This window comes from Paenibacillus sp. FSL K6-1122 (assembly GCF_037977015.1).
GTDB classification, from domain to species: domain Bacteria; phylum Bacillota; class Bacilli; order Paenibacillales; family Paenibacillaceae; genus Paenibacillus; species Paenibacillus amylolyticus.
The window spans coordinates 4,567,615-4,588,603 of sequence record NZ_CP150272.1 but is presented as its reverse complement, the minus strand read 5'-3'; the positions used below and the strand labels follow the sequence as shown (position 1 = coordinate 4,588,603).

Genomic DNA, 20,989 nt, shown 5'->3' with positions numbered 1-20,989 from the left:
TATGACTCAGCAAGACCCGTTTGGCTTAGTTAATGACCGGTATAAAAGAAGGCTGTATGTAGATACAGGCATGAAGTTCGAGCCAGTGAACGGAAGAATCATTGATCCGTACTCTTCACCTTCGCCCAATCCGCAAGTGAGGGAAATTAAAATGATTAATGCTCCCTCGCATTTTCATCAGATGGGCGTGTCTTCGTACAAGGCCATCATTAACATCTTGTTTAAAGATAAACAATCCTATCACGACTACGCCATGTACGTAGGCTGGACACACAAATTTTATGATGAGAAGGGCAATATTTATGTTGGTGTAGTAGAGTCCATCAAAGTTGACCCTATTTTCTACCATCAGGATACGATGGATAAAGATCAGAAGGGGTACAAGGTCGAATTAACCATGACCCTGATCAAAAAAGATGGTTATGACCGTAAGAGTGCCATACAGTTTCAGGATTTACAGACGACAGAAGGAAAGGACCACTGGGCAAGAGATTCCATTGAACGCTTGGCTGATCTGGGACTGACGGTTGTAACACAATTGGATGGCACCCCAATTCTATATTTCAGACCGGAAAACTTTATAACCAGAGCAGAGTTTGTTACTTTCCTGATGCGAACCAAGCGTCTGCTGGAACGAACAATTCGAGAGTAGGGTGACCTACTCTCTTTTCTGTCTATTCTAAAGATAGGAGGTGTTTATCATACGAAAATGGGTTGATGTAAACGAAGGGGACTGGTTCTATAACGATGTTATGGAAGCCACGAATATGGTTTTGGAAGATGGTGAAGTCTTTGTGGCCGGAATCAACTATAACAAGTTTGAGGAAGGCAAGCCTTTTGTATATGAAGAAATCAAAGGGAAAGCGGGGCAAACCTCATTTAGTCTGCCTGTGCTGATTAAACCAACAGATGACAATCCACTGTATGTGTTTATTGATGGTGTTCAAACGATCTACCAAACGGCTGAAACCAATAGTAAGGGATTAACTGATGTGGAGTTGTATACGGGTGTAAAAGCAGGACAGGTGGTGTCCTTCTGTAGTTATGGTGAACCGTTGCTGGACAGTGCTTGGAAAAGGCCGCCCGTCTCCTGGACTGGAGATCTGCCCAGAGCTGAACTTAGTGCAGCGACGACCTATTTCTACGATCCATTCAGTCGTAATCATCAGGAATATTTGTATGCAGCAGGCCAACCGCTTCGCAGACTCAGTATTCCTTCCGAGGTATGGGGTGATACCAAGGGGGATGCCGCGGCGGTAACCAAAATTGCAACAAAGGCTATTGGTTACCGAACGGATGTATATTGTGTCAGCCCGGGGGGATCGGTGTTTCTTCCTTTTAATCTGAACGGTGTCACTTGCAAGTTCAATTATTGGACGAAGAATAACAAATTCAAGAGTGAAGATATCAAAGCGACAACCCTCAAACCAGCATACAACAATTGTTTCTTTCCTAATGCCATTATACAGCGGGGAGAAGCCTTTCATCTGATAAATAAGTTACGCAAGGTGTTCTATGCCAGATTTACGGACATGGAAGCACCAACGACGGAGATTAATCAGCCTATTACGGCATTTCAAGGTCAACGGGTTTTTAGACTTAACGGCAATTATCCAGCAGGTAAAAAGAAACTTAAAGTTACAGTGAAATTCAAAGACGAAAAAAAAGATAAAGTCCAAGAAACACCGGCTTATTCGGAAATTGACAACCATACGGTTGTCTTCAATCAACCTTTCTCAGAAGGCGACGAAGTGACGTTCTATTATCTCAAAGATGTGAGCGAGAGGTTCGCAGACGTCGGCAAAGATTCGGCCATTTATTATCGGGACAAAAAGGAGCGAGTTGTACAGAACAAGGATGCCTTCTGGAAAATAGCCGTCTCGGAAATGGAAGACGAAACATTTGCGAACAATGATCCACTAATTGCTGGCATTCCGATCAATAACAAGCTGGATGGTGCAGCGATAGTAACAGATATGGGGAGACCTACAAATGGCACAGAACAGGCAGAGGTATGGTTCCTTGGGAATTCCGCTATGACCCGGGCTGAAGCCGTAGCTTTCCTGGACCGATTCATGAAATGGACCATCGAGCGATTCAAGTAAGGGGGAGATTACAATATGATTCCAATTTCGGATGAGGTTATGAATGTGCTATCCCAGCGTCTGAAGCTGGGGGAAGGAGCGCTTCCCAATATCCGGGTCGAAGTAGATCGGCTGGCATTTATCCCGGGACGGACAGAAGAGTTCAGGCATATCGTAACCGAGCAGGTACCCATCATCAGTACAGAATCCGTTTGGGTGGATGAGTCGAGTAATGGTATATATAACGGTTCGACTCAAGCGAATGCTCAGGAGATTTTTTTTCCGGTTAAGGGTAAAACGATTGATAGTATTACAGTTACAGATAATTTTGGCTCTCCTCGTGATAAAGGTACAAGAATTCATAAAGGTATTGATTTGTTTGATGAGATTGGAACGCCGATTTTGGCTGCATGGGCTGGAAAGGTTGTTCGAATATCCTATAGTAAAACAAAGGGTGCTGGTAATGCCGTAAATATAAGACATGCAAACGGTGTAATCACTAAGTATTTCCATTTAAAAGAGATACTCTGTTCGGTGGATGATGAAGTAGCTCAAGGGGCTGTCATTGGAACACTAGGCAATACGGGTGGCGTATATACCGGTGGTCATAAGGTGTCTGCGGCTGAACGTGCGGTGGGCAAGGGACGACATCTACATTTTGAAATTTGGGAAGGAGTCAATCCAACAACGAGAACTGGAGAAGGTGGTAAGGCAGTTAATCCTCAATTGTATTTCAAGGGACAGCGCAAGTTGCACGGAAATGCGAAAACAACATTTACTGATATAAAGCCGGTTCAGGTCGAAGGATATCCTGGAGAGATCAAACTGAATGAGAAGTTCGACAAGCGAAACTGGCATGAGAAAAACGTTTATACAATCGGATTGAAATTTTCGGATTATGCCAAGATTGAATCGGGCTGGACTATGTTTGATTCAGGAGGCAAGTTGCTATACACCTTTGAAGGCAAAGCTGCCGTAGCTGAATTTGAGATTAACGTGACAAAACTGAGTATGCCTACACAAGGGCTGCTTAGTATTGGAATGGGGACTAATTTTAGTGATGCGGAAGGGGATTCTTTCGCCGTGGTGATCGATGGTAAAACGTATGCCTTTGTCAATAAGTTTAACGGGGCATATGATCTGACCAAACTCACGGAATTGAATAATATTGTGATCCCTGCAAAAGCCAAGAGTATCAAGATTAAGGTGACCTATGGGGGCAAACAAAACCCCACTGTCCCAACCGGGTCTGTTCCTGCTTCGAGTAAGAAGTATAAAAAATTCGCCATTGATTATATTCGCATACAAGAGTTGTTACCTGCTCCGTTGAAGAATCAAAAGAGTGAAGAAGGGCTCGATCCGTCTAAAGGATATTATCAAACGAACAGCTACGGAGATTTTATCAATAATAGAAGGACAGAGACGGATGTTATTCAGGTCGGGTCTTTTGTCTATATGGACACGCAGGTTCTTCCCAATATCATTAGTGCCGAAATCGATGATCAGTTTGATTCTGAAGCCAGGGAAGCACGGCTGACCATCTCCAATCCGAGAGGATTCTTCTCCCCGGATTATAATCCTGCTCATTTTCCTGAGCTTGGGGGTGTGCCGTCTCCATGGTCTTATTTCGCAAACGGATTCCATATCGGGGTGCTGAGTGAAAATACACCGATACGCATATATATGGGATATGGTCAGCACATGATGCGGGTATTTACTGGACTGATTGACAAGGTGGACATCAATGGCGAAGGCTCCACGCTGGAGATTACGGCCCGAGATATGTACAAGCGCATTATCGAGAAAGTCATTTCCGAGAAAAAAGCTTATCCAGAAGTAGATGAGATTGATAATGTGCCAGATCCGGTGCCGCCTGCAGCAGTTGGCACGGACCGGACATCATCCATAATTCAGGCCGCACAGGCCCAAGCTGAAGCGTATGGTGTACCTGATCATAAGTTTTTGCTTGCGATATGCAGGCACGAGACCGTTCTCGGAACACAAGGTAAGGGTAAAGATGAGAACGGTAGCTTTATTCTTGGATATGGCTGTCCTAGTAAAAGCGAGTGCAATCCCCTTTACAAGGGAATTCAGGAGCAAATGAAGCGCGGAGCAGAACGGATGTCCAAAGCACTAGCTTCCAGAGGTAAAAAAGTGACTTCAAAAGCCGATGTACTTTATTTCCACAATGGTGGAGACATTGCTCCCATGACCTGGAGTCAAGATCGGGAGAATTGGGTGGACAAGGTATGGACCTATTATCAGGAGATGCTCGCAGATCCGGCAAGCTGGACCATTACAGCAACCTCCACCCCGGCAGTTACACCAACACCAGCTCAGCCTGTAGAATTTGAAAAGCCGGCTTGGGTCAAATCAACGGTTGTACTAGATCTGGTTAAACATGCGGGTATGGTGGGTTGGCGGGCAACCAGTGAGGATCGCTCTTATCCTGACTACGTGATTGACGAGACCTATCTGATTGAAGTGAATCAAAAGACGGGCAGGGTCATTGTCCCCGTACCGGGTCAGGAAGGTGAGTTTGAAGTCAAGGACGCAAGCACTGTGCTGACACCGAACGGATGGCTTAATCCATTTATTGAGGAGTATGGCAGGACGTTTGAGCAATGGTCTGCCAAAGTTACGGAAGCTGTTCAGGAGGTGATCTCGGAGATTCCCTATCGAAGCTATTGTGACCGTTATGGTACGTACCGACTGGAGCGCCTGAATTATGACAAACCGGTCGTGGCAGAGTTTTCCGAGAATGACAATCTGATCTCCATTACCAAATCCACGGATTGGTCCAGAGGAAGAAGCCACATTGTTGTTATCGACTCGAATGATAGTCAGAGCAGTTTCGTGGACAAGGAGATTCTGCTCGAACTCAAAGGAGAAATCCGAACCATGGTGCTGGCCGTTCCTTGGGCGAAGACGGTTGAAGCCAAGAGACAGGTGGCAGAACGAGCTTTTTTTGATATGAAACGGATGTGCCGTACGCTACAGGTGTCCATTCCTGCGAATCCTGCGCTTGATCTGCTCGACAACGTTATTGTGACGGATAAAACGACCACCACACGAGCTGTATATACGATTAAAAGTATTAAAACCAGTTATTCGGTTGACCGTGGCATGTTACAGGTCATTGATATGATGTGGGCAAGAAAGGGAGTGATGGTGTAATGGCCGGCATTGTGAATGAAAATATTGTATTTCCCGTGCTGGATCTAATCCACCGGGAGCTTCGCAAATATAGCAGTATCTCCAATTCGAATGTTTCTCCCCTTGAAGGTGAACCTTCCGTTACATTATATCGGGAGCACATGCAGGACCCGGACAGGGTGACTGGAGCAGACCTCTTGTATGAATCGGCATGGAAGGTTTCGATCTGGATGAAGTTTGGCTCAGAGGATGAGGAAGACTTTCCTTCCGGAGTGGGCTATTCCCACCCGGATTATGATTATTACAAGTATTTCAGACTAACGCAGGTGACGGCCCGTACATATGATCCGAGTGGAGAGTCGATGTTCACTTACAATATTGGTCTAAATTATGATGACGAAGGACGCTTAACTGGAACGAGCGTAAGTCGTATATAACATGTAGGAGGTGGTTCCATGGCATTTAATGTATCTTACATCGCGGGTGGCGTCATCGACAAAGTGCGCGAGCTGCCGTACCCACACTTCAGTAAAAAGACGATCCCGTTCATTCGGGGACAGATGTTGGACATTCCGGCGGCCAAGACCACCAAGTCTGATACGTTCACCTTGGCGTATGACACAGAGTTTCTGAGCATTGCATTTGCTGCGAGCCACTACTGTGTCGGCGATTACTGGGAGCTGATGATCGGGACTGAAAAGGTGTGCCGCACCATTTATGCGAAGGAACTTCCCGAGTCGGTTTCTATGGGTAACAGTTTCGGAATTGTCTACCCGATTCCGGCGGGGACGACCATTAAGTTTGACTTCTACAACGCGGTGGCTGAAGCCAAGTCGGTCTGGTACAACATCAAATTTTTGAGATAAGGAGGGTGACGATGGCACTGCAAAAACCGCAGACGAACTTTGCCGCTTATATTGACGGAGAGTCGGAAGCACAAAAACTAATCAACACGCTGGCCGATGAAATCGTAGGTGCTGATATTCCCAAAGTAGAGGGCGGGATTGACGCCAATCGCTGGGAGAAGGTATACGAGGCAGAGCAAGATTATTGGGTAACATATACTCCTAAAACTCGGCCTAATATTCAAGGGAAGTACCTTCATACAGATGGTAACTTGTATGACGTCGTTAAAATTCCTGACTACAGTAAACTTAAGTTTAAAGATGGAACACCAGCTGTTGAAGATGATGGTTTTCTTTATGAAGTGAGTTCGGTATATTGGGATCCAATTGTCGAAGGTGGTAGTCGTCCCACAGTTAGAGAAAAGGATTACGGTAATTACAAGACAGGCAGAAAGATTCAAGTTGTTCAGTTTTCTTATACAAATAAGACAGGAGCTAATATTTTTGTAGACGTTCCTAATCAGCTAGCTACATTGGTAACAGATCTCACTAAACCTGATGGTGTTACTGCCTACATTGTAAAGCAGAAGCAAACGCTTAGTACAGGTGACGTAGTTTACTTGGACGACTGGAATGAATTTGAGTTAGTTACGGAACTACCTGATGACTGGAACTACGGTCTTAAGACGGCATATCAGTGGGAATACGTTAGGAATTTTGACTATTACGGTAATTGGACTACGTTGAAATCTAGTATTGCAGAACCCGCCAAATCAAAATACACGTTTACTGAGCGTTATTATACTGCGGATCCCGTTCATGATGTGCCTTCTAGAGTAGTGGTTAAAGGTACGCCAACTGTACCAACTGGAATTCCTGTGCGAGAGTACTCTGTAATGTTGGAGCAGCCAACGAATGATTGGAACTATATTAATATTTATTATGGTGAAGAGTTTGAAGGTACAAACACAAGTGGAGATTCAACGACCACATACAGAGGAGCTTGTGACCCATCTACGGTCAAACCGGGGTTAACACCTACGGTTACAGATCAAGCCAAGGCACAGGCCATTTATGAGATGTGGAACACAGATACGATTGTCAAAACATTCATCGCACCGTCCACGAAGTGGAAACTGGATTATGACGGCAAGACAGAGATCGTAAGCCCGGCAGCTCGCTTTTTCCACGGACGACATTCTACAACATCATGGTTGCCTAACAAAAAACGCAGACCGGATTACCTGGTAGCTTACACTTTATCGGTAAACAATGATCGAGTTGTTCTTGTTCTGGAAGGTGATCCTTCACCGAATATTCACAGCTATTACCGCAGTTTTGGATACATAGGCAAGATCGTTCCGTTCAATGATTACGACCATGGAGGCAACTTTGGTGTCACTGTAGGTATGGGTGATCTGCGAACAGATATGACAGGTTATACGAAAAATGATATTCTCACGGATCTTAATCCGGATACCTATGCCAAATACGGTGAGTACACTTCAAATGGTATGGACTCCATGTCTATGTTGAAGACACGTAGTAATGTCTTGTTCCAGCGGTATTACCCGGCATTTATTTCGCATCTTCCGAACTATCCTTCTGTGGGTAAACTTCCCCCGGGCCTTTCGAAATTGATTGTAGATACAGATGGGTTCCAGAAATCCCTCTGGACAGGAAAGTATCATGCAAGTCCAATCTACCTTGTACATCAGGCAGAAGGATATCGGGGTTATATGGACGGTGTAGTTGCGATATACGACCATAATTTGGTCAATCGCGATGAATTAATCGTAGATACAGAAATTCTGAAAGATCCTTCCAAACCTGCGTTGGGTACGTGGACAGAGGTTTACAAGTTTTTTAGTATCAAGAGTCCATTGAATCTATTCAAGCATTCCCCATCACCAGATGTAATTACGATTGCATTTTTGAAAGAGATAAAATAAGGAGGATTTCATAATGGCAAATTTTAAATATGTAGAAACAATCACCACTTCACAGGACGTGTTGACAAAACTGAAAGAGGAAGTTACAGGGTTTAAGAGTTTCCCATTTGAATCCACTGCAGGCGAGTCTCAGGAACAAAATCTGTGGGAAGTATTTTACGAAGAAAAGGACAGTAGTGACCGTATTCAGGAACTTATTCTTCGCGGGATCATGACCATTGGAACACAAGCAACTCCGATTACTAAACATTTCTATGTAAGTTTCATTAATCATGCTCTGGTACCACGCGTCGTTGCACCAGTTCCAGCCTATGAGGAGCATAGTACGTTGACTGTTCAGCTGCTTGAAGGATTGGAAGGCAGCGAACCAACTACACTACCAGTTACCACTCGCCCTACATTCAAGCTAACAGGACATCCGGTACTCTACCAATGGGCACTGGAAAACTATACACCAACGGATCGGAATAAAGAAAAACCTGTATACATGTATGTAAATGTCATGAACAATCGTTTGGCGATGGTTCTCGTTGCGGACCCAGCAGTAAACTTCCTTGATTACAAAAAATCCTTCCTGTATGCAGGTGCATTGAAACCGTTCAAATACAACCTGAATGACGTAGACGGAAATGTAATGCTGACAGCTGGAGCAGTAATCGAAGAACCAGATATCTCTCAGATTGCAACAACAGGAACGTATTACTACGGTCAATATACTTCTGCAGGTAACAACACACTTCAGATGTTGAAAACCAAATCAGGTATTGAATTCCAGCAGCACTATCCTTCCTTTATTACTCAAGCTCCACCGAAGGGGAAAGCTTATCAAGATCCGGAATTGGGGGATACGGGGTTGGAACTGGAGCCTCAAGGCTTCCAGGCGTCCAAATGGACATCCAAATATCACTTGTCTCCGATCTACGTGGTTCACCCTTACGAGGGCTACCGCGGTCAATTCGATAACTGCATCGCGGTTACGAAGCATAATATCCTTCACCTGGATGAGTTAATTATTGATGTGGAAGGCAAGTCCTGGGACCAAGAAGTGTATCGTTACTTCGATACCGATACAGCGCAGAATTTCATGAATCTGTCTGCCAACCAACGTATGGGTGTGGCTATTCTGAAGGAAGTCCGTTATACGGCGTAAGTTAAACTGAATCAAAGCTGAGTCGTATAGATTCAGTGAGAGGGAACTTTCTGAGACTCCACTCAGGGGTTCCCTTTTTTTAGTTGGAAGGGGGCAGTGACGTGAGTCAAGTAGTCAATAAGTTTGATTTCACCGTTATAGATTACACGACAACTCAGTACGGTTACCTGTTTACAGTCGGAACTACAGGAAGCAGGCCTGAGGATTATCGATTTATATACATGCCTTACAGCCGGTATCCAAGTGTCCTGATGCTTGATTTTTACATGGCAAGATCGATCTCACATGGATTTAATCATCAACTTGTGGAAGCGATTCGCAAGGATCTGGAAGGAGAAGAACGATTTATTGTCCTAAGTGAAGCTAAACAGGATAAAGAAGGACTTCTGCACAGTTCCATGGAAGGATCGAGCTCAGGTACCAAGCAAGGCGATGTCATGGAATTTTCGTTTGAAATGCAGCGGTCTGCGTTAATTGAAGCTTTGGAGATGGATCATCAAGATGAGGGCCACAGACCCGGAGGTTTAAAGGACTCATTCATTCCTGAAGATATGTCAGAGGGCTGGCGCGTAGATAACGATAAAGAGCTAAAGATTGTCCGTAATTTGGGTTTAACTCGTAACTTTGTTAAGAATCTGGATAAGCTGGAGCCTGGAAAAATCAGTTTCAGGGTTAGTGAATTTGGGATGATTGCGGACTATGCAGATAGTGCAGAGCAAGATAACAGCTCTGAACTGGTGATTAAACAATTGATACACTCTGTTCGAAACGATAAACCGGATATGGATGTGGCAGAGGTTTTCGAGAAAGTGGAGAAGATCATTGGACGCCGGGCACAAAATGACTTTTTGTTAGAAGCCATTCAAGACCACTTCAGAAGTACAGAACTGGAGAGAAGCCTTCAATCCCGGAAGGTAAGCAAACAAGACGTGGAAATTCTATATCAGGATCTGCTAGGTTTACGTGATGTTCATAAAGAAACATTTGCTGAACAAGCTACCATGATTGGGAAAAGGGTAGATGATCATCAGCAATTATCCATTCTCTCTGATATGTCAACTGCTTATATTCGTCGATTTCAGGAAATAAAGTATATGCACCTTGATCGCACGTTGCCGTTAGCCCAAAGAGTGTATAACACTTCACAATTGACACTCATGCGGACACTGGGAACAGCTATGCGAGCAGCAACGTTTGGCGGAACGACTACAGGCAAAATTGTTCAAGCAATTAGAGACATCGATGAGAATATGTTTCTTTCACAACTGAATCAGGCTACGCGGGTAATTGAGAATGAAATGACAAATCATGAGAATGTATTTGCCAAACTGAAGGATCGTCAGTACCCCACAGTTCTGCATACCGAAATGAGAAGTACGCGAGAAGTCGACAAGCAACTATACTTTCATGATGATCTCAGTCATAGCAGCCGTGACCAACATCGAAATGCATTAGTCTTTCGTCCGAGTGATACCCTGTGGCATCCGCTCCAAGCTCACAGAATTATAGACAAACATCCGGCAACTACAGCATCCGGTATCATTTTGGCATCCAGAGATATAGGGACTATTACGGATGTGGAACGACAGTTTCCTTGGGCTGTTCGAGATCAAGCAGAAGATATGAACGTCATAGGTGATTTGACTACGGGGCAAAGAGTTTATGTGGAGAAAATGTATATTGAGCATAAGCGTCCTAAGGCACGACGAATTTATGTGGTTCATAGTGAGGTGGACCGTCATGCAGAACAGGCTTATCGTGAAAGTAAGGAGCACGGTTTTGTTTTCAGAGATTTGCAGGAGAGCAGAAGGATCAGTAAGGTTCCTGGGTATGTAGAGAAGGAGAGTAGGTTAGGCAAACGAGTGACTGCAGAGGCTCTTGAAATACTCAACAAGCAATCACTTGGTGAAAGGGAAAGCAAGTTCGATAGCTATATTGAGGACAAGTTCCATACTGCAAAAACAGAAAAAAGGAATTTGTTCATCCCGAACAGCGAGGAAGGCGCAGAAAGAAAAGCATCCTTTGAAAGTTATACGGCTGGTTCAACAACGGCAGAAAGAGCGTTGGCTCATGATTTGTGGTTACCTGAGTCTGAGGACCATTTGGCTGACAAAGAATTATTACGTTCTACCATGCTCGAAAAGCTAAATTTGTATGGAAAGAACGATGAACAGAAGTATGTACATCTGACTGACAAACCACTTGTATCACATAGAGAGTCTAAAAAGCTACACCTGGAAACAATCCTGCAATCCATCCGAGATAATAGCCGACCAACCATGATTCGGGATGAGCTTTTGGACAATTTGGTTGGTGGAGGATGGTTGGGGAATAAAGCATACCCTGGATATCTGGACGAGGAATTTATCGTAGGGGAGATCTTGGAGAACAGTCCGGCAGTCATCCTGGAAATGATGATGGAAGCTGTGAATAATGCAGACGCTTCGGTTTATTTTGATGAACCGTTTTTGGCTGGGGTTAGAGAGCGGGTAGATGCGTTAATCGATTGTGGGATCTTAACAGCTGATAAAGAAGGAAGCAGATCAGGCATCATTTCCTTTAATTTCGAAGGTGTGAAGGAATCTCAGCTTGGTGATATAGGGACGGAACTCTCAGAAGCATCCAAAGATTTGAGCATAACAGTACTTGAGGATGAATCTCCATCGGCTGAACTGAACAGACGTAATTCTACTCTAGAGACAGACGTTTTCGAGGGAGTGAAAGTAAAGGAAGATCAGCATGGCGAAATTACGGAAGTCATTTACGGCGCAGATTTTAATGCAAGACCGGCTATTATTGAGTTTGAAGATTCATTAGGTTACCTGAATCCTGGAGGGGGATTATTCCCGGATGACCCAGCGTATGAAGGAAGTCAAGTTGAACGCAGAGGACAAACCTTTGATGAGTACGGGATAGGCGCAAAATATAAACGGGACGGAATGGCTCTCGACCATCATATCGTGAGTTCCAACATGAACCGTGAGAGTGTGATTCATACCGAATTTAATATGGGCGGGGTTTCCCGGTATCGATATGGAATAATTGATGATGAATACACCATGGGTGGCACGAACTTACGCCAGATGCTTTTGAACAGCGAATATGCTATTGGAACGTCAAAGACTCGTGAGGGATACTCGTATGATCAACAACTTATGGCTACTAATCCAATAAGAGAAGGTTTAATCAGTGGTGAGTACTCCATAGGCACAGCCAAGATCAGACAGTTGTATTTGAATGAGAGCTATTCTATTGGCATGATTGAACCACGTCAGGCAGCTATTGATATAGATCACTCACTGGCGACTTTGGAATGGAGATCTGCGCTGCTCAGCGAGGATTATTCCATAAGCAGCTCGAAATATCGAGATGGAGTAGCTGAGATTGGATATACGCTTGGTTCATCGTGGGCAAGAGAAGGTGCGATGGATATTGAGTTTAACGAAGGTATGCGGCAAGCTTGGGAATCCACGTTGGTAAATATTACTCCTGAAGCGATTAGGGTAGATCGATATGGATCGGTGCAAGATGAGATATCTCTAGCCACTACTGTAATGAAATCTGCGAATCTTGACGATATGCTGACGGCTCATTCAATCATGCGCAAAGGACAATTGAACGTTGAAATCATTTCGGATAACATGAACAGATTATCCCTCATGCTTGAAGATAACCATTTTACAAGAATCGTGAAAGAGGCATCAGTTCATGAAATTGAGAGTGAAGTTGTCAAGTTACGCTTGAGTGAATTGCATGGTGAGGGTTGGTACGGTGGTAAAGGTATCAGAGATACTGACTTGGTCGAACTGATCTATGATTCGATAAAGAGTAAAAAGGATTCAGCACTGGATCATGATGTGATTCTTGCATACAAGCATACTCATGACGCTTACCTTCATGAGACAACTGATAGCACGATTGAAAAGATTGCTAATCTTGAAGAACAACTTATAGCGGATAAACCGCAAAATGGTTACCTTGACCTCACGTTACCACTAGGCGGTACAAATCTGAAATATGCAGATGTTCCAGTGGAATCTGTGGGTGGGACGGGGCTCACTTATGGAGATATACCTGTAGAGATTGTTGGCGGAACAAATCTGAAGTACGGTGATGTTCCGGTTGAGATTGTTGGTGGAACAAACTTGAAGTATGGAACAACAGAGATTGTACTCTCAGCGGACAAACCCCAGTACGGCAATATGGAAGAGAATCTGCTCGCCGACAAACCGCAATATGCATATTTGGAAGAGAACATGTACGGTCTGAAAAATGCCAAAGAATCCACTATTGATGAGCAAATTCATGCGTTTAAAAACGGTAATGAAGCTGATTTGATCCAAACGCTTGAGTTAAATAAAGAGGATAGGTCAGCATTCCTTCATGACAACCTTTTGGGGGTAAAAGCTGAAAGATGGGCGCATACCCATGAGACGATCAATGATGTAGTGAAACTGCGAAATGGATCGTTGGATCAGGACATGTTCTACGGAAACAAGGAATTTAATGAATCCATTTTGGACATGGAACTGGTTGGCTTCCAATATAAACAGCTAGACCTGATCCGAAGCGAATATGCTTACCTTAAAACGAGAGACGTTCATATTGAAGATAATTCGTTCATGAGCTCCAGAAGTTCTTATGACGCGTATAACCATCAATTGGATTCTGGAATGAACTTGTTAAGAAGCACGACTCTGGATTGGGAGCAGTTCGCAGCGGAGAAAATAGATCGATATGGTCATTCACATGAAATGGAAAGTGGCGTTGGGGGTGAGCGAGCTGGTGAGCATTTCGATGGGATATACGGGACCACGCTTCAGAGGTTTGCATTCTCAGGAGACGAGTTAAGTTACGGAAATAGTCTGCCATACACAAGTTACGTTGTTAATGACGGCGAGAGCTTTGGCAGTAAGTTAATAGACCCGGGTTATCTTAGTGAAGATGATTTTGAAGGGATAACAGAGGAACGTGAATCTAGCATTGCAAGAGAGTTGCCGACTGGTATAGCGAACGCCAGATTGTCTGAAATTGAAGATCCTGATTCTCTCATGGCTTCATTTGAAGAACGCTGTTCTCAAGTCATCACAGGTTTTATTTTCGCTGAAAGACCTGAGAAAAGAGCAGAGTATCTGGAACAGTTGCACGCGTTCCTTCCCGAGAGAACAGCTCATCTTATGGAAATGTATCACGAAGCCAAGATGGAACCGCGTGAGAGCTTCACACTGACTGATCACCCGGTGGCTGAACGGGAATCCGCTGATGCTTACATTCCAATGATGGATACCATGGCACAGGGTCTCATATTCGATTACTCGGAAGATCTGCTCGATCGAGGGATGGATCCTGAAGATTGGGAAGGTGGTTTGGGTGTGCCGGAGGACTATGATCCGAATGATCCATTTAATGTGTACTATCCGTATTCCAAGGATATGGATGCGCTGGAATTATCCCAATCAGACGATTGGACTAAATTCGGTCAAGGTGATTGGGATCGGGATCCATTGCTTGGAAAGTTTTATTCCAAGGCAGATACGAAGGACATCAGTGGATGGTACCGCAATAATTTCCTGGCTGAGACGTATAAGTTCTCCATTGATTTCAAGGTGGATACAAGTACGGATGGGGATGGCGCAGGAATTATTTTCAAATACTTCGATGAACATAATTATTGGATGTTTATGGTTCACGGAGGAGACAGCGATAACAGTCTGGATATGAGAACGCCGATGCAGCTATATAAAATCGTTGCTGGTAATCCAACTGCAGTGGGCTCTCCGATGCAACCCTTTAAGTGGGAGAAGGATAAATGGTATACATTGTCCGTGTCGGTCATGAAAAATAAACTCCAGATCTACACAGATTCGAAATTGCAATATGATCTGACGGGCACCGATTAACTCGGTGCTCTTTTTGTCGTATAGAGAGATTGGGAGGTGATTGGTATGGGTCATACATTTGGTTTGTTCTCCAAATCACAGAAAGGTGTATTGTTCGCCAATATGAGAGCGAAGATTGCGGACGAAAGTTACGGCAACCCCAATAACCCTGCGTATTTACCGCAGAGTCCCAATGCACCGAGGAGTGAAACGGACCGGCATGGCGAAGAAAATAATCCTATTCTGGGTGATCCAGGTTACGGTCAGATAGGACGATGGCAGACGGTTCAATTGGATGCACTGGAAAACAGTATTGATCAAATCATTGAGCAATATCTGAAAGATAAGTCGTGGTATGCGAGTGTACGATGCCGTGAAGCACTGTGGAATATGTATCGCAGGATTGAATGGTGGGTAGAACAACAGCAGCCTCCAGATAAAACACAATATCAGCGAGTACTGCAGATGATTAAAGATTGTATTCACAAGATTCTTGAAAATGCTCAGAAGCCTGGCGGTAGTCATCATGGTGTATCATTGCCCGTCTGTCCGGCACCCTACTACCATCATTTTAGTGGGAATTACTTTAATCATTTTGATGCAACGGTATATGAGATTCCGCTCTTTTCAATGAAAAAGGACGTCCCGTTCTCGAATAAATTCCCTGATTTCTTCAGATATGTATCATCAACGGAGGATCAGGAATGGGTAGCTGTCCACTCCGTAGGCCGAAATGAACAATCTGGATCAGAGATGATCTTAAAACTGGATTTAGGGCTTCTGGAGATTGGCAACTCATCCAAAATCACATTTAACTGGCGTGTGAAGCGTTATGGACAGATCAGGTTCAAGTACCTGGCTAGTGCCAAGCGCGGTAATGGCATGCTGTTCTATATTAATGGGCAGCAAGTCGGAGGTGAATGGAGCGAGAATAGCGGATGGCAGGAAGCGGCTTTTACGTTGCAGCCAGGACAGATGTACAAGTTCGACTGGCTGATCCGCAAAATGAGACCCGAAGTATGGCAGAACAATGGCATCTATATCAAGGATGTAGAAGTCGTTGAGATTGTGGATACACGCAAGCCGCCTGCACCGAAAGATTACGATCTGGATGGTGAGGACGTATATGAGTATGGAAACTGGGTTGTAAGATCACCGCAAAGTGTGGCACAGGCCCATTTTAAAGGACAGTTCATTACGGATGATTTACGTAAGAAAACCATGACGATGGATCTGGATAACGAATGTGATGGAACGGTTTCATTTGCTTACAAGATGGGGGTGGATGAAGAGCCGTATCCCGATCATGATTATCAGTTATTTTTTGATGATAAAATGCTTGAACGCACTCAGCGCGGGGATGGAGATCATGGCAGTTATGCTACATCAGTACATGGTGTGGAGTGGAGACTGAATGGGGAATATTCAGAAACGGAGACTAACCAGGCTAAAATCGAATATGAAATTGTTGCAGGGCCGGATACGACCGTGGACTTGAGAGGTTCGCTCGAAGTAACTTGTCCTCCGCGAGAGATTGATCATTGGGAGCCGTTTCACTATGGACAAGGAATTGGAAAATATCAATGGTTAATGTCGGGAAATCCGAGATGGATCCGTAAAGAAGATATTTTACGTTTGGATGAACCAACGGAAGGGAATATGATAGCACAGACAGAGGTGATATTAGATCATGAGGGGTGGTTTGTATTCAGTTACGCGCATTTGCTTAGACCTACTGAAGCTTTTGAAGTAAAAGTTAACGGAATGTTAGTACATTATACGTCCATGCAAAGTGCCAGGGAACTAGTGCGTATTCCATTAGAGGCTGGACACAACATCATAGAGTTTCATATTCAAGATAGATTGACAGAGGAGCCATTTAAGTATCAGAAGAATCATTTGTTCACCTATGGTAATAACACGGGTAATACATACCGTACAACGTCACCGCTAGGTTCATATGTTGATGTGACACGTGGATGGGATGTAACCGATGCTGGAGCATCTACACAAACAAATGGAGATACAATTACATACAGCGCAGAGCTCAATCCTGGTGCCAAATTAAAAATTAAAGAGCACATGCGAATCTATCCTGCAATGGATTCAAATTATGACCCAGATAAAGGGACTTCAAGAGATATCGAAATATTTGGAGAGTTATTTAATAAAAAGGATGTGTATAAACCGTCTTTGAAATTTATTGGTGGTTGGAAATGGAAAGATATCAAACCTCCGCAATATAACCCTGACAATCCCCCTGATCCAATCCCGGTTGGAGATGGTGTAATGTGGGCGCAGGGACATAACCAAAATTTTATTTGTGAATTTACAGCTTCAATGAATAACTCTGGATATATATGCTGGCAGTATGGTGGCGACTTTGATACGGGGGAGAAGTTGGAACTACAAATAGATGGCATCAGCGTATGGACAGGAAGTCAATCCAACGGTGATAAAGGTACAGATTGTATGTATCCCCTCCCTGCTGGTAATCATATATTCCGCTGGATATACCAGGATGGGAAGGCATATACTCCTAGTGCGGGAAGTTCAGGAGGCTCCGGAGGCTCTGGAAATACCGGTGGAGATGGTCCAGCAAATGAGCAAATAAGAGATGTAGTCACCGATCCTTTTGGACAAAGCTGTTTTCCAGCAGGTACTCAAACTCACAAAATTCAATATGGGCAAGTCCCATATGACGGAAACTCAGCACAGTCTAGCCAGTGGGGATGGAAGAACGATGGATTAATTTATAGTGATAATGGTATGCAGGGTATTAAAGTGCTGGATGAAGGTAAGACAGTCACACGGTATTTTAAAGCTCCACCTACTGGAAGTATCTTATACAATGAGCAAATTACCGTTTATCCGGTGAAAAATAAAAAAGTTCAAGGTCTAAGAAAAATTATTCCAACTATCATTCCAAGTTCAGGAGTAAGATACCCTAAATTTTTGGGAACATCTTATTATTCTGTAAACGTTAAAGGTACAGAGCCAGGAGATAATAATTCTGATTTTGATAGTAAATACACGAAAAAAATAGAAATTTCTTTTCATTGTGAAGGAAAATTCAGACTTAACTATAAATTTATTAGTTACCTTGTAGACAAGAACCCAAGAGCTAAACTTAGAGTATATTTCTATCCTGAAGGTCAGTCAAAACAAAAAAAGCTAATCCATGAAGAGAATAACAACAGAGGATACAATAGTACCACTGTTGATTATGACAGTTTCACCGATGAATTTTGGGAAAAATCGGCAGCATCCTATCAATCTGATGTAATTAATGTACCCCGACCAGGTAGGTATACAGTAAGTATTGGAGTTACGGATACCTATCCAGATAATGATCAAAACAAGCAAAATGTCCGCTATCATGCGACTATTGGTAATTTGCAGATACATACTGAAGACCCTTACAGTAAAAATGAAAATAGTTTGATTGGGTATCCCGATTATGATTATGAAACGAAAGTACAAGCAGTAATATGGGATTTAACACTAGATATGCAAGCGGGAAGTGCCACTTATAATTTATTAAACGGAGAGCCTAGAAAATTTACAGACAGCTTTAAAACTTTAACACCTGGTCATACCTATCGAATTGAGTACACCCTTCATAAAAAAAGGGGTGAAACTACGGCTTCTGGATTGGATGCTGGTGGATTCACTCTCAGCGGAGGTAGCTTTTTAGAGACATGGGATGCTTTCTGCGGAGACGCTCAGGGATTACTGTATGGAGAAGGAGAGTCTCCACATCCAAGTGAAGACTCATGGAATCCGCCCGGACCAGTTACGACTGCGCCAGATGGTGGAAGTCATGCCTGGCTCGATGTAATTCGTTTATATAAAAATACAAGTAGAGCTTGTTCCGGAACGAAAATTGTCATCGAAACTCTTGAAGAAGGCCAAGTAATTGATACTCGACCATTCACAAATGAAGATGACCAAATCATTTCTATTGAGGTAGAAAATACATCAGATCAGAAGAAAAGTTATGAGGTTCGCATTCGATTTGAACAGAGCTGCCCGGGAGATGGAGCGATGATCTGGGGCGGATCGATGCAACTTGACGATATTAGCAAAGTTGATCCATCCTGGGCTGAGGTGACTCACTTTGAAGTTTGGAATAACAAACCGATCTGGATGGGTGGCTGCGATAACAGTAATATGCGCGTGAAAATTACCCGCGAGGACGGAAAAGTGTTATGGGATGAAAAGTATTACGGGGATGGGTATCGTGGCTTCGAACTGAATGATCTAGCTCCCAAGCCTTATAGCAAGTATAAGGTGGAGATTACAACAGATCAGAAGGGGCAAATCAGCGATTGGACAGGAAAACGATATCTAACCACCTTCCGGGTGCATGACTTCAAAGCCTACGAAAGATGGGTGTGGGTACCTGAACCATTTGATTGTCAACTGGACTTCTTCATTGACGATGAGCTTATCAAAACATTCACCCAAGAGGGTGGATACTATACATTTTCACATCCAGTGCCCAAAGGCAAACATGAGTTCAAATGGGTGTTCACCTCACTTCAGGAAGTGGGTACGCGTAGTTATGAATATGCTAATCTGGACTGGATGGAGCTGACCAACTGGATATGTGATGACGTCTATGTCATTCCTTACTGCGAAGGTGGTGGGGGAGACAAGTGTGTTGAAGCACTGATTAAATGTTTGCTGGAAGTTTGGAAAGCAAGGCCCAAGATGTGTGTGATCGGTAAACGCATCTGGCTATTTACGTAAAGAAAGGAGGTTCTGTATGGGTGTTGCAAGATTGAAAGAGTCAGGCAGGATTTATGAGGATGCGTTCGTAAGCCCCAACCTGGATTCCAAATGGGAAGTACTCCCTAACGATGCTACTCGCTATGAAGCGGGTAGTGGCAGCCTGGTGCTCAAACATGGCCAAGATCCGTTGTATATGTTCTATAAACCTCTGACAGATATGAAGCAATTCGTCATGGATGTGAAGAACAGTTACAATCCCGATACAGAGGGTTGTTACGGTGGAGTTATCGTGTTTGTAGACGAACATAACTACATGGAGATTGAAGAGTTTTTGGATATGTCCTTGCCACAGCCTTTGCTGAAGACTTACCCGTGGATACGTTTGATTCGAGATTATAACTATTATACGGCGTATTGGTCGGATGATGGCGTGATTTGGAACATCATTGGTTCTGTAGAACTGGTGGGAACCCCTAAAATTGGTCTGTATCTGAAGGGTGAAGGGGATCACCCCATGCATATTCAGTATATTCGAATCAACAAAGGAACATCTATTGCCGTAGACAATCTAACCAAAGGAACTGTGGTTTATCTAATCGATCAGAATGGTGTTGTGCTTGAGTCCAGAGTATGCCGATCTGAAGAAACGGTTGTACATTTTAACATGGATCCATATCCATATCCGTTTGAGGGCAATTTCGGGATTAGGCTTCCGGATGGAAATCGGTTTCAGGCGATGGATTCTATAAAGGTATACAAGGGAGACCTAATGTATTTTGAGGTTACACCAGATTTATATTACAAAGAATCGAATCCTGAAACAGGAGAAGATTTCGATGTGCTTCTTTATCCCAACACGGATAGGTTTCTAGGTTATTTAACGGCAGGTGGTTCTGTTACACAAGAAGTTCGAATGTTTGCCAAGAACCCCATGATATCAGGAGACTTTAAAAATGTAATCTTTGCGCTCACAAGCGGGACGGATAAAGTGCAGATTGCGCCTGATGTTGAAGGCATTCCTGGGTCCTTCAGCTTCTCGATCACCGCGTTTACTATTTTGCCAGGAGCGTCCTATCCATTCTGGCTGCGAATGGAAAGGGAAGAATCTCAAGACAGGTATGCTTCCCAGGTCAAATTTTCGCTACAGATGTATTCGACATACATATGACTTAATAGTATTGGAGTA

At 43.7% G+C, this 20,989-nt stretch carries 10 protein-coding genes; all 10 read left to right on the top strand.

Going from position 1 to position 20,989, the window contains the following annotated elements; all coding sequences use genetic code 11:
- Nucleotide 1 precedes the first annotated feature (1 nt).
- The 10 genes from NSQ20_RS20595 to NSQ20_RS20550 all read left to right on the top strand — a co-directional run bounded on the left by NSQ20_RS20595 (nucleotide 2) and on the right by NSQ20_RS20550 (nucleotide 20,971).
- Nucleotides 2–652, top strand: coding sequence for an S-layer homology domain-containing protein (locus NSQ20_RS20595; protein WP_253501494.1), 651 nt, complete (start codon nucleotides 2–4; stop codon nucleotides 650–652).
- 115 nt (nucleotides 653–767) lie between these two features.
- The gene (locus NSQ20_RS20590) at nucleotides 768–2,105 is read left to right on the top strand and encodes a hypothetical protein (protein WP_340030786.1); all 1,338 of its coding nucleotides are present in this window, start codon (nucleotides 768–770) and stop codon (nucleotides 2,103–2,105) included.
- 15 nt (nucleotides 2,106–2,120) lie between these two features.
- Nucleotides 2,121–5,261 carry a M23 family metallopeptidase gene (locus tag NSQ20_RS20585; protein ID WP_340030785.1) on the top strand — a complete coding sequence of 1,047 codons (3,141 nt, stop codon included), beginning with the start codon at nucleotides 2,121–2,123 and terminating at the stop codon, nucleotides 5,259–5,261.
- Entirely contained in the window at nucleotides 5,261–5,677 is a 417-nt protein-coding gene (locus NSQ20_RS20580) for a hypothetical protein (RefSeq protein ID WP_036607798.1), read from the top strand. Before NSQ20_RS20585 ends, NSQ20_RS20580 begins: the two co-directional genes overlap by 1 nt.
- Nucleotides 5,678–5,695: 18 nt before the next feature.
- Nucleotides 5,696–6,106: a hypothetical protein gene (locus NSQ20_RS20575; protein WP_036607796.1), complete on the top strand. Its 411-nt coding sequence runs from the start codon at nucleotides 5,696–5,698 to the stop codon at nucleotides 6,104–6,106.
- 11 nt (nucleotides 6,107–6,117) lie between these two features.
- Entirely contained in the window at nucleotides 6,118–8,037 is a 1,920-nt protein-coding gene (locus NSQ20_RS20570; RefSeq protein WP_340030782.1) for a hypothetical protein, read from the top strand.
- Between the two features lie 13 nt (nucleotides 8,038–8,050).
- Nucleotides 8,051–9,187 carry a hypothetical protein gene (locus NSQ20_RS20565; protein ID WP_036607790.1) on the top strand — a complete coding sequence of 379 codons (1,137 nt, stop codon included), beginning with the start codon at nucleotides 8,051–8,053 and terminating at the stop codon, nucleotides 9,185–9,187.
- A 101-nt stretch (nucleotides 9,188–9,288) separates the two neighbouring features.
- Nucleotides 9,289–15,087, top strand: a complete 5,799-nt coding sequence (locus NSQ20_RS20560) for a hypothetical protein (RefSeq protein WP_340030779.1) — start codon at nucleotides 9,289–9,291, stop codon at nucleotides 15,085–15,087.
- A gap of 45 nt (nucleotides 15,088–15,132) precedes the next feature.
- Nucleotides 15,133–19,821 carry a hypothetical protein gene (locus NSQ20_RS20555; protein WP_076318995.1) on the top strand — a complete coding sequence of 1,563 codons (4,689 nt, stop codon included), beginning with the start codon at nucleotides 15,133–15,135 and terminating at the stop codon, nucleotides 19,819–19,821.
- A 16-nt stretch (nucleotides 19,822–19,837) separates the two neighbouring features.
- Nucleotides 19,838–20,971, top strand: a complete 1,134-nt coding sequence (locus tag NSQ20_RS20550; RefSeq protein ID WP_076318996.1) for a hypothetical protein — start codon at nucleotides 19,838–19,840, stop codon at nucleotides 20,969–20,971.
- The last annotated feature ends 18 nt before the right edge of the window (nucleotides 20,972–20,989 follow it).

Bases quoted from the DNA above. Each gene is read 5' to 3' on its own strand.
- NSQ20_RS20595 (WP_253501494.1), top strand. From the start codon at position 2: ATGACTCAGCAAGACCCGTTTGGCTTAGTTAATGACCGGTATAAAAGA.
- NSQ20_RS20590 (WP_340030786.1), top strand. From the start codon at position 768: ATGGTTTTGGAAGATGGTGAAGTCTTTGTGGCCGGAATCAACTATAAC.
- NSQ20_RS20585 (WP_340030785.1), top strand. From the start codon at position 2,121: ATGATTCCAATTTCGGATGAGGTTATGAATGTGCTATCCCAGCGTCTG.
- NSQ20_RS20580 (WP_036607798.1), top strand. From the start codon at position 5,261: ATGGCCGGCATTGTGAATGAAAATATTGTATTTCCCGTGCTGGATCTA.
- NSQ20_RS20575 (WP_036607796.1), top strand. From the start codon at position 5,696: ATGGCATTTAATGTATCTTACATCGCGGGTGGCGTCATCGACAAAGTG.
- NSQ20_RS20570 (WP_340030782.1), top strand. From the start codon at position 6,118: ATGGCACTGCAAAAACCGCAGACGAACTTTGCCGCTTATATTGACGGA.
- NSQ20_RS20565 (WP_036607790.1), top strand. From the start codon at position 8,051: ATGGCAAATTTTAAATATGTAGAAACAATCACCACTTCACAGGACGTG.
- NSQ20_RS20555 (WP_076318995.1), top strand. From the start codon at position 15,133: ATGGGTCATACATTTGGTTTGTTCTCCAAATCACAGAAAGGTGTATTG.
- NSQ20_RS20550 (WP_076318996.1), top strand. From the start codon at position 19,838: ATGGGTGTTGCAAGATTGAAAGAGTCAGGCAGGATTTATGAGGATGCG.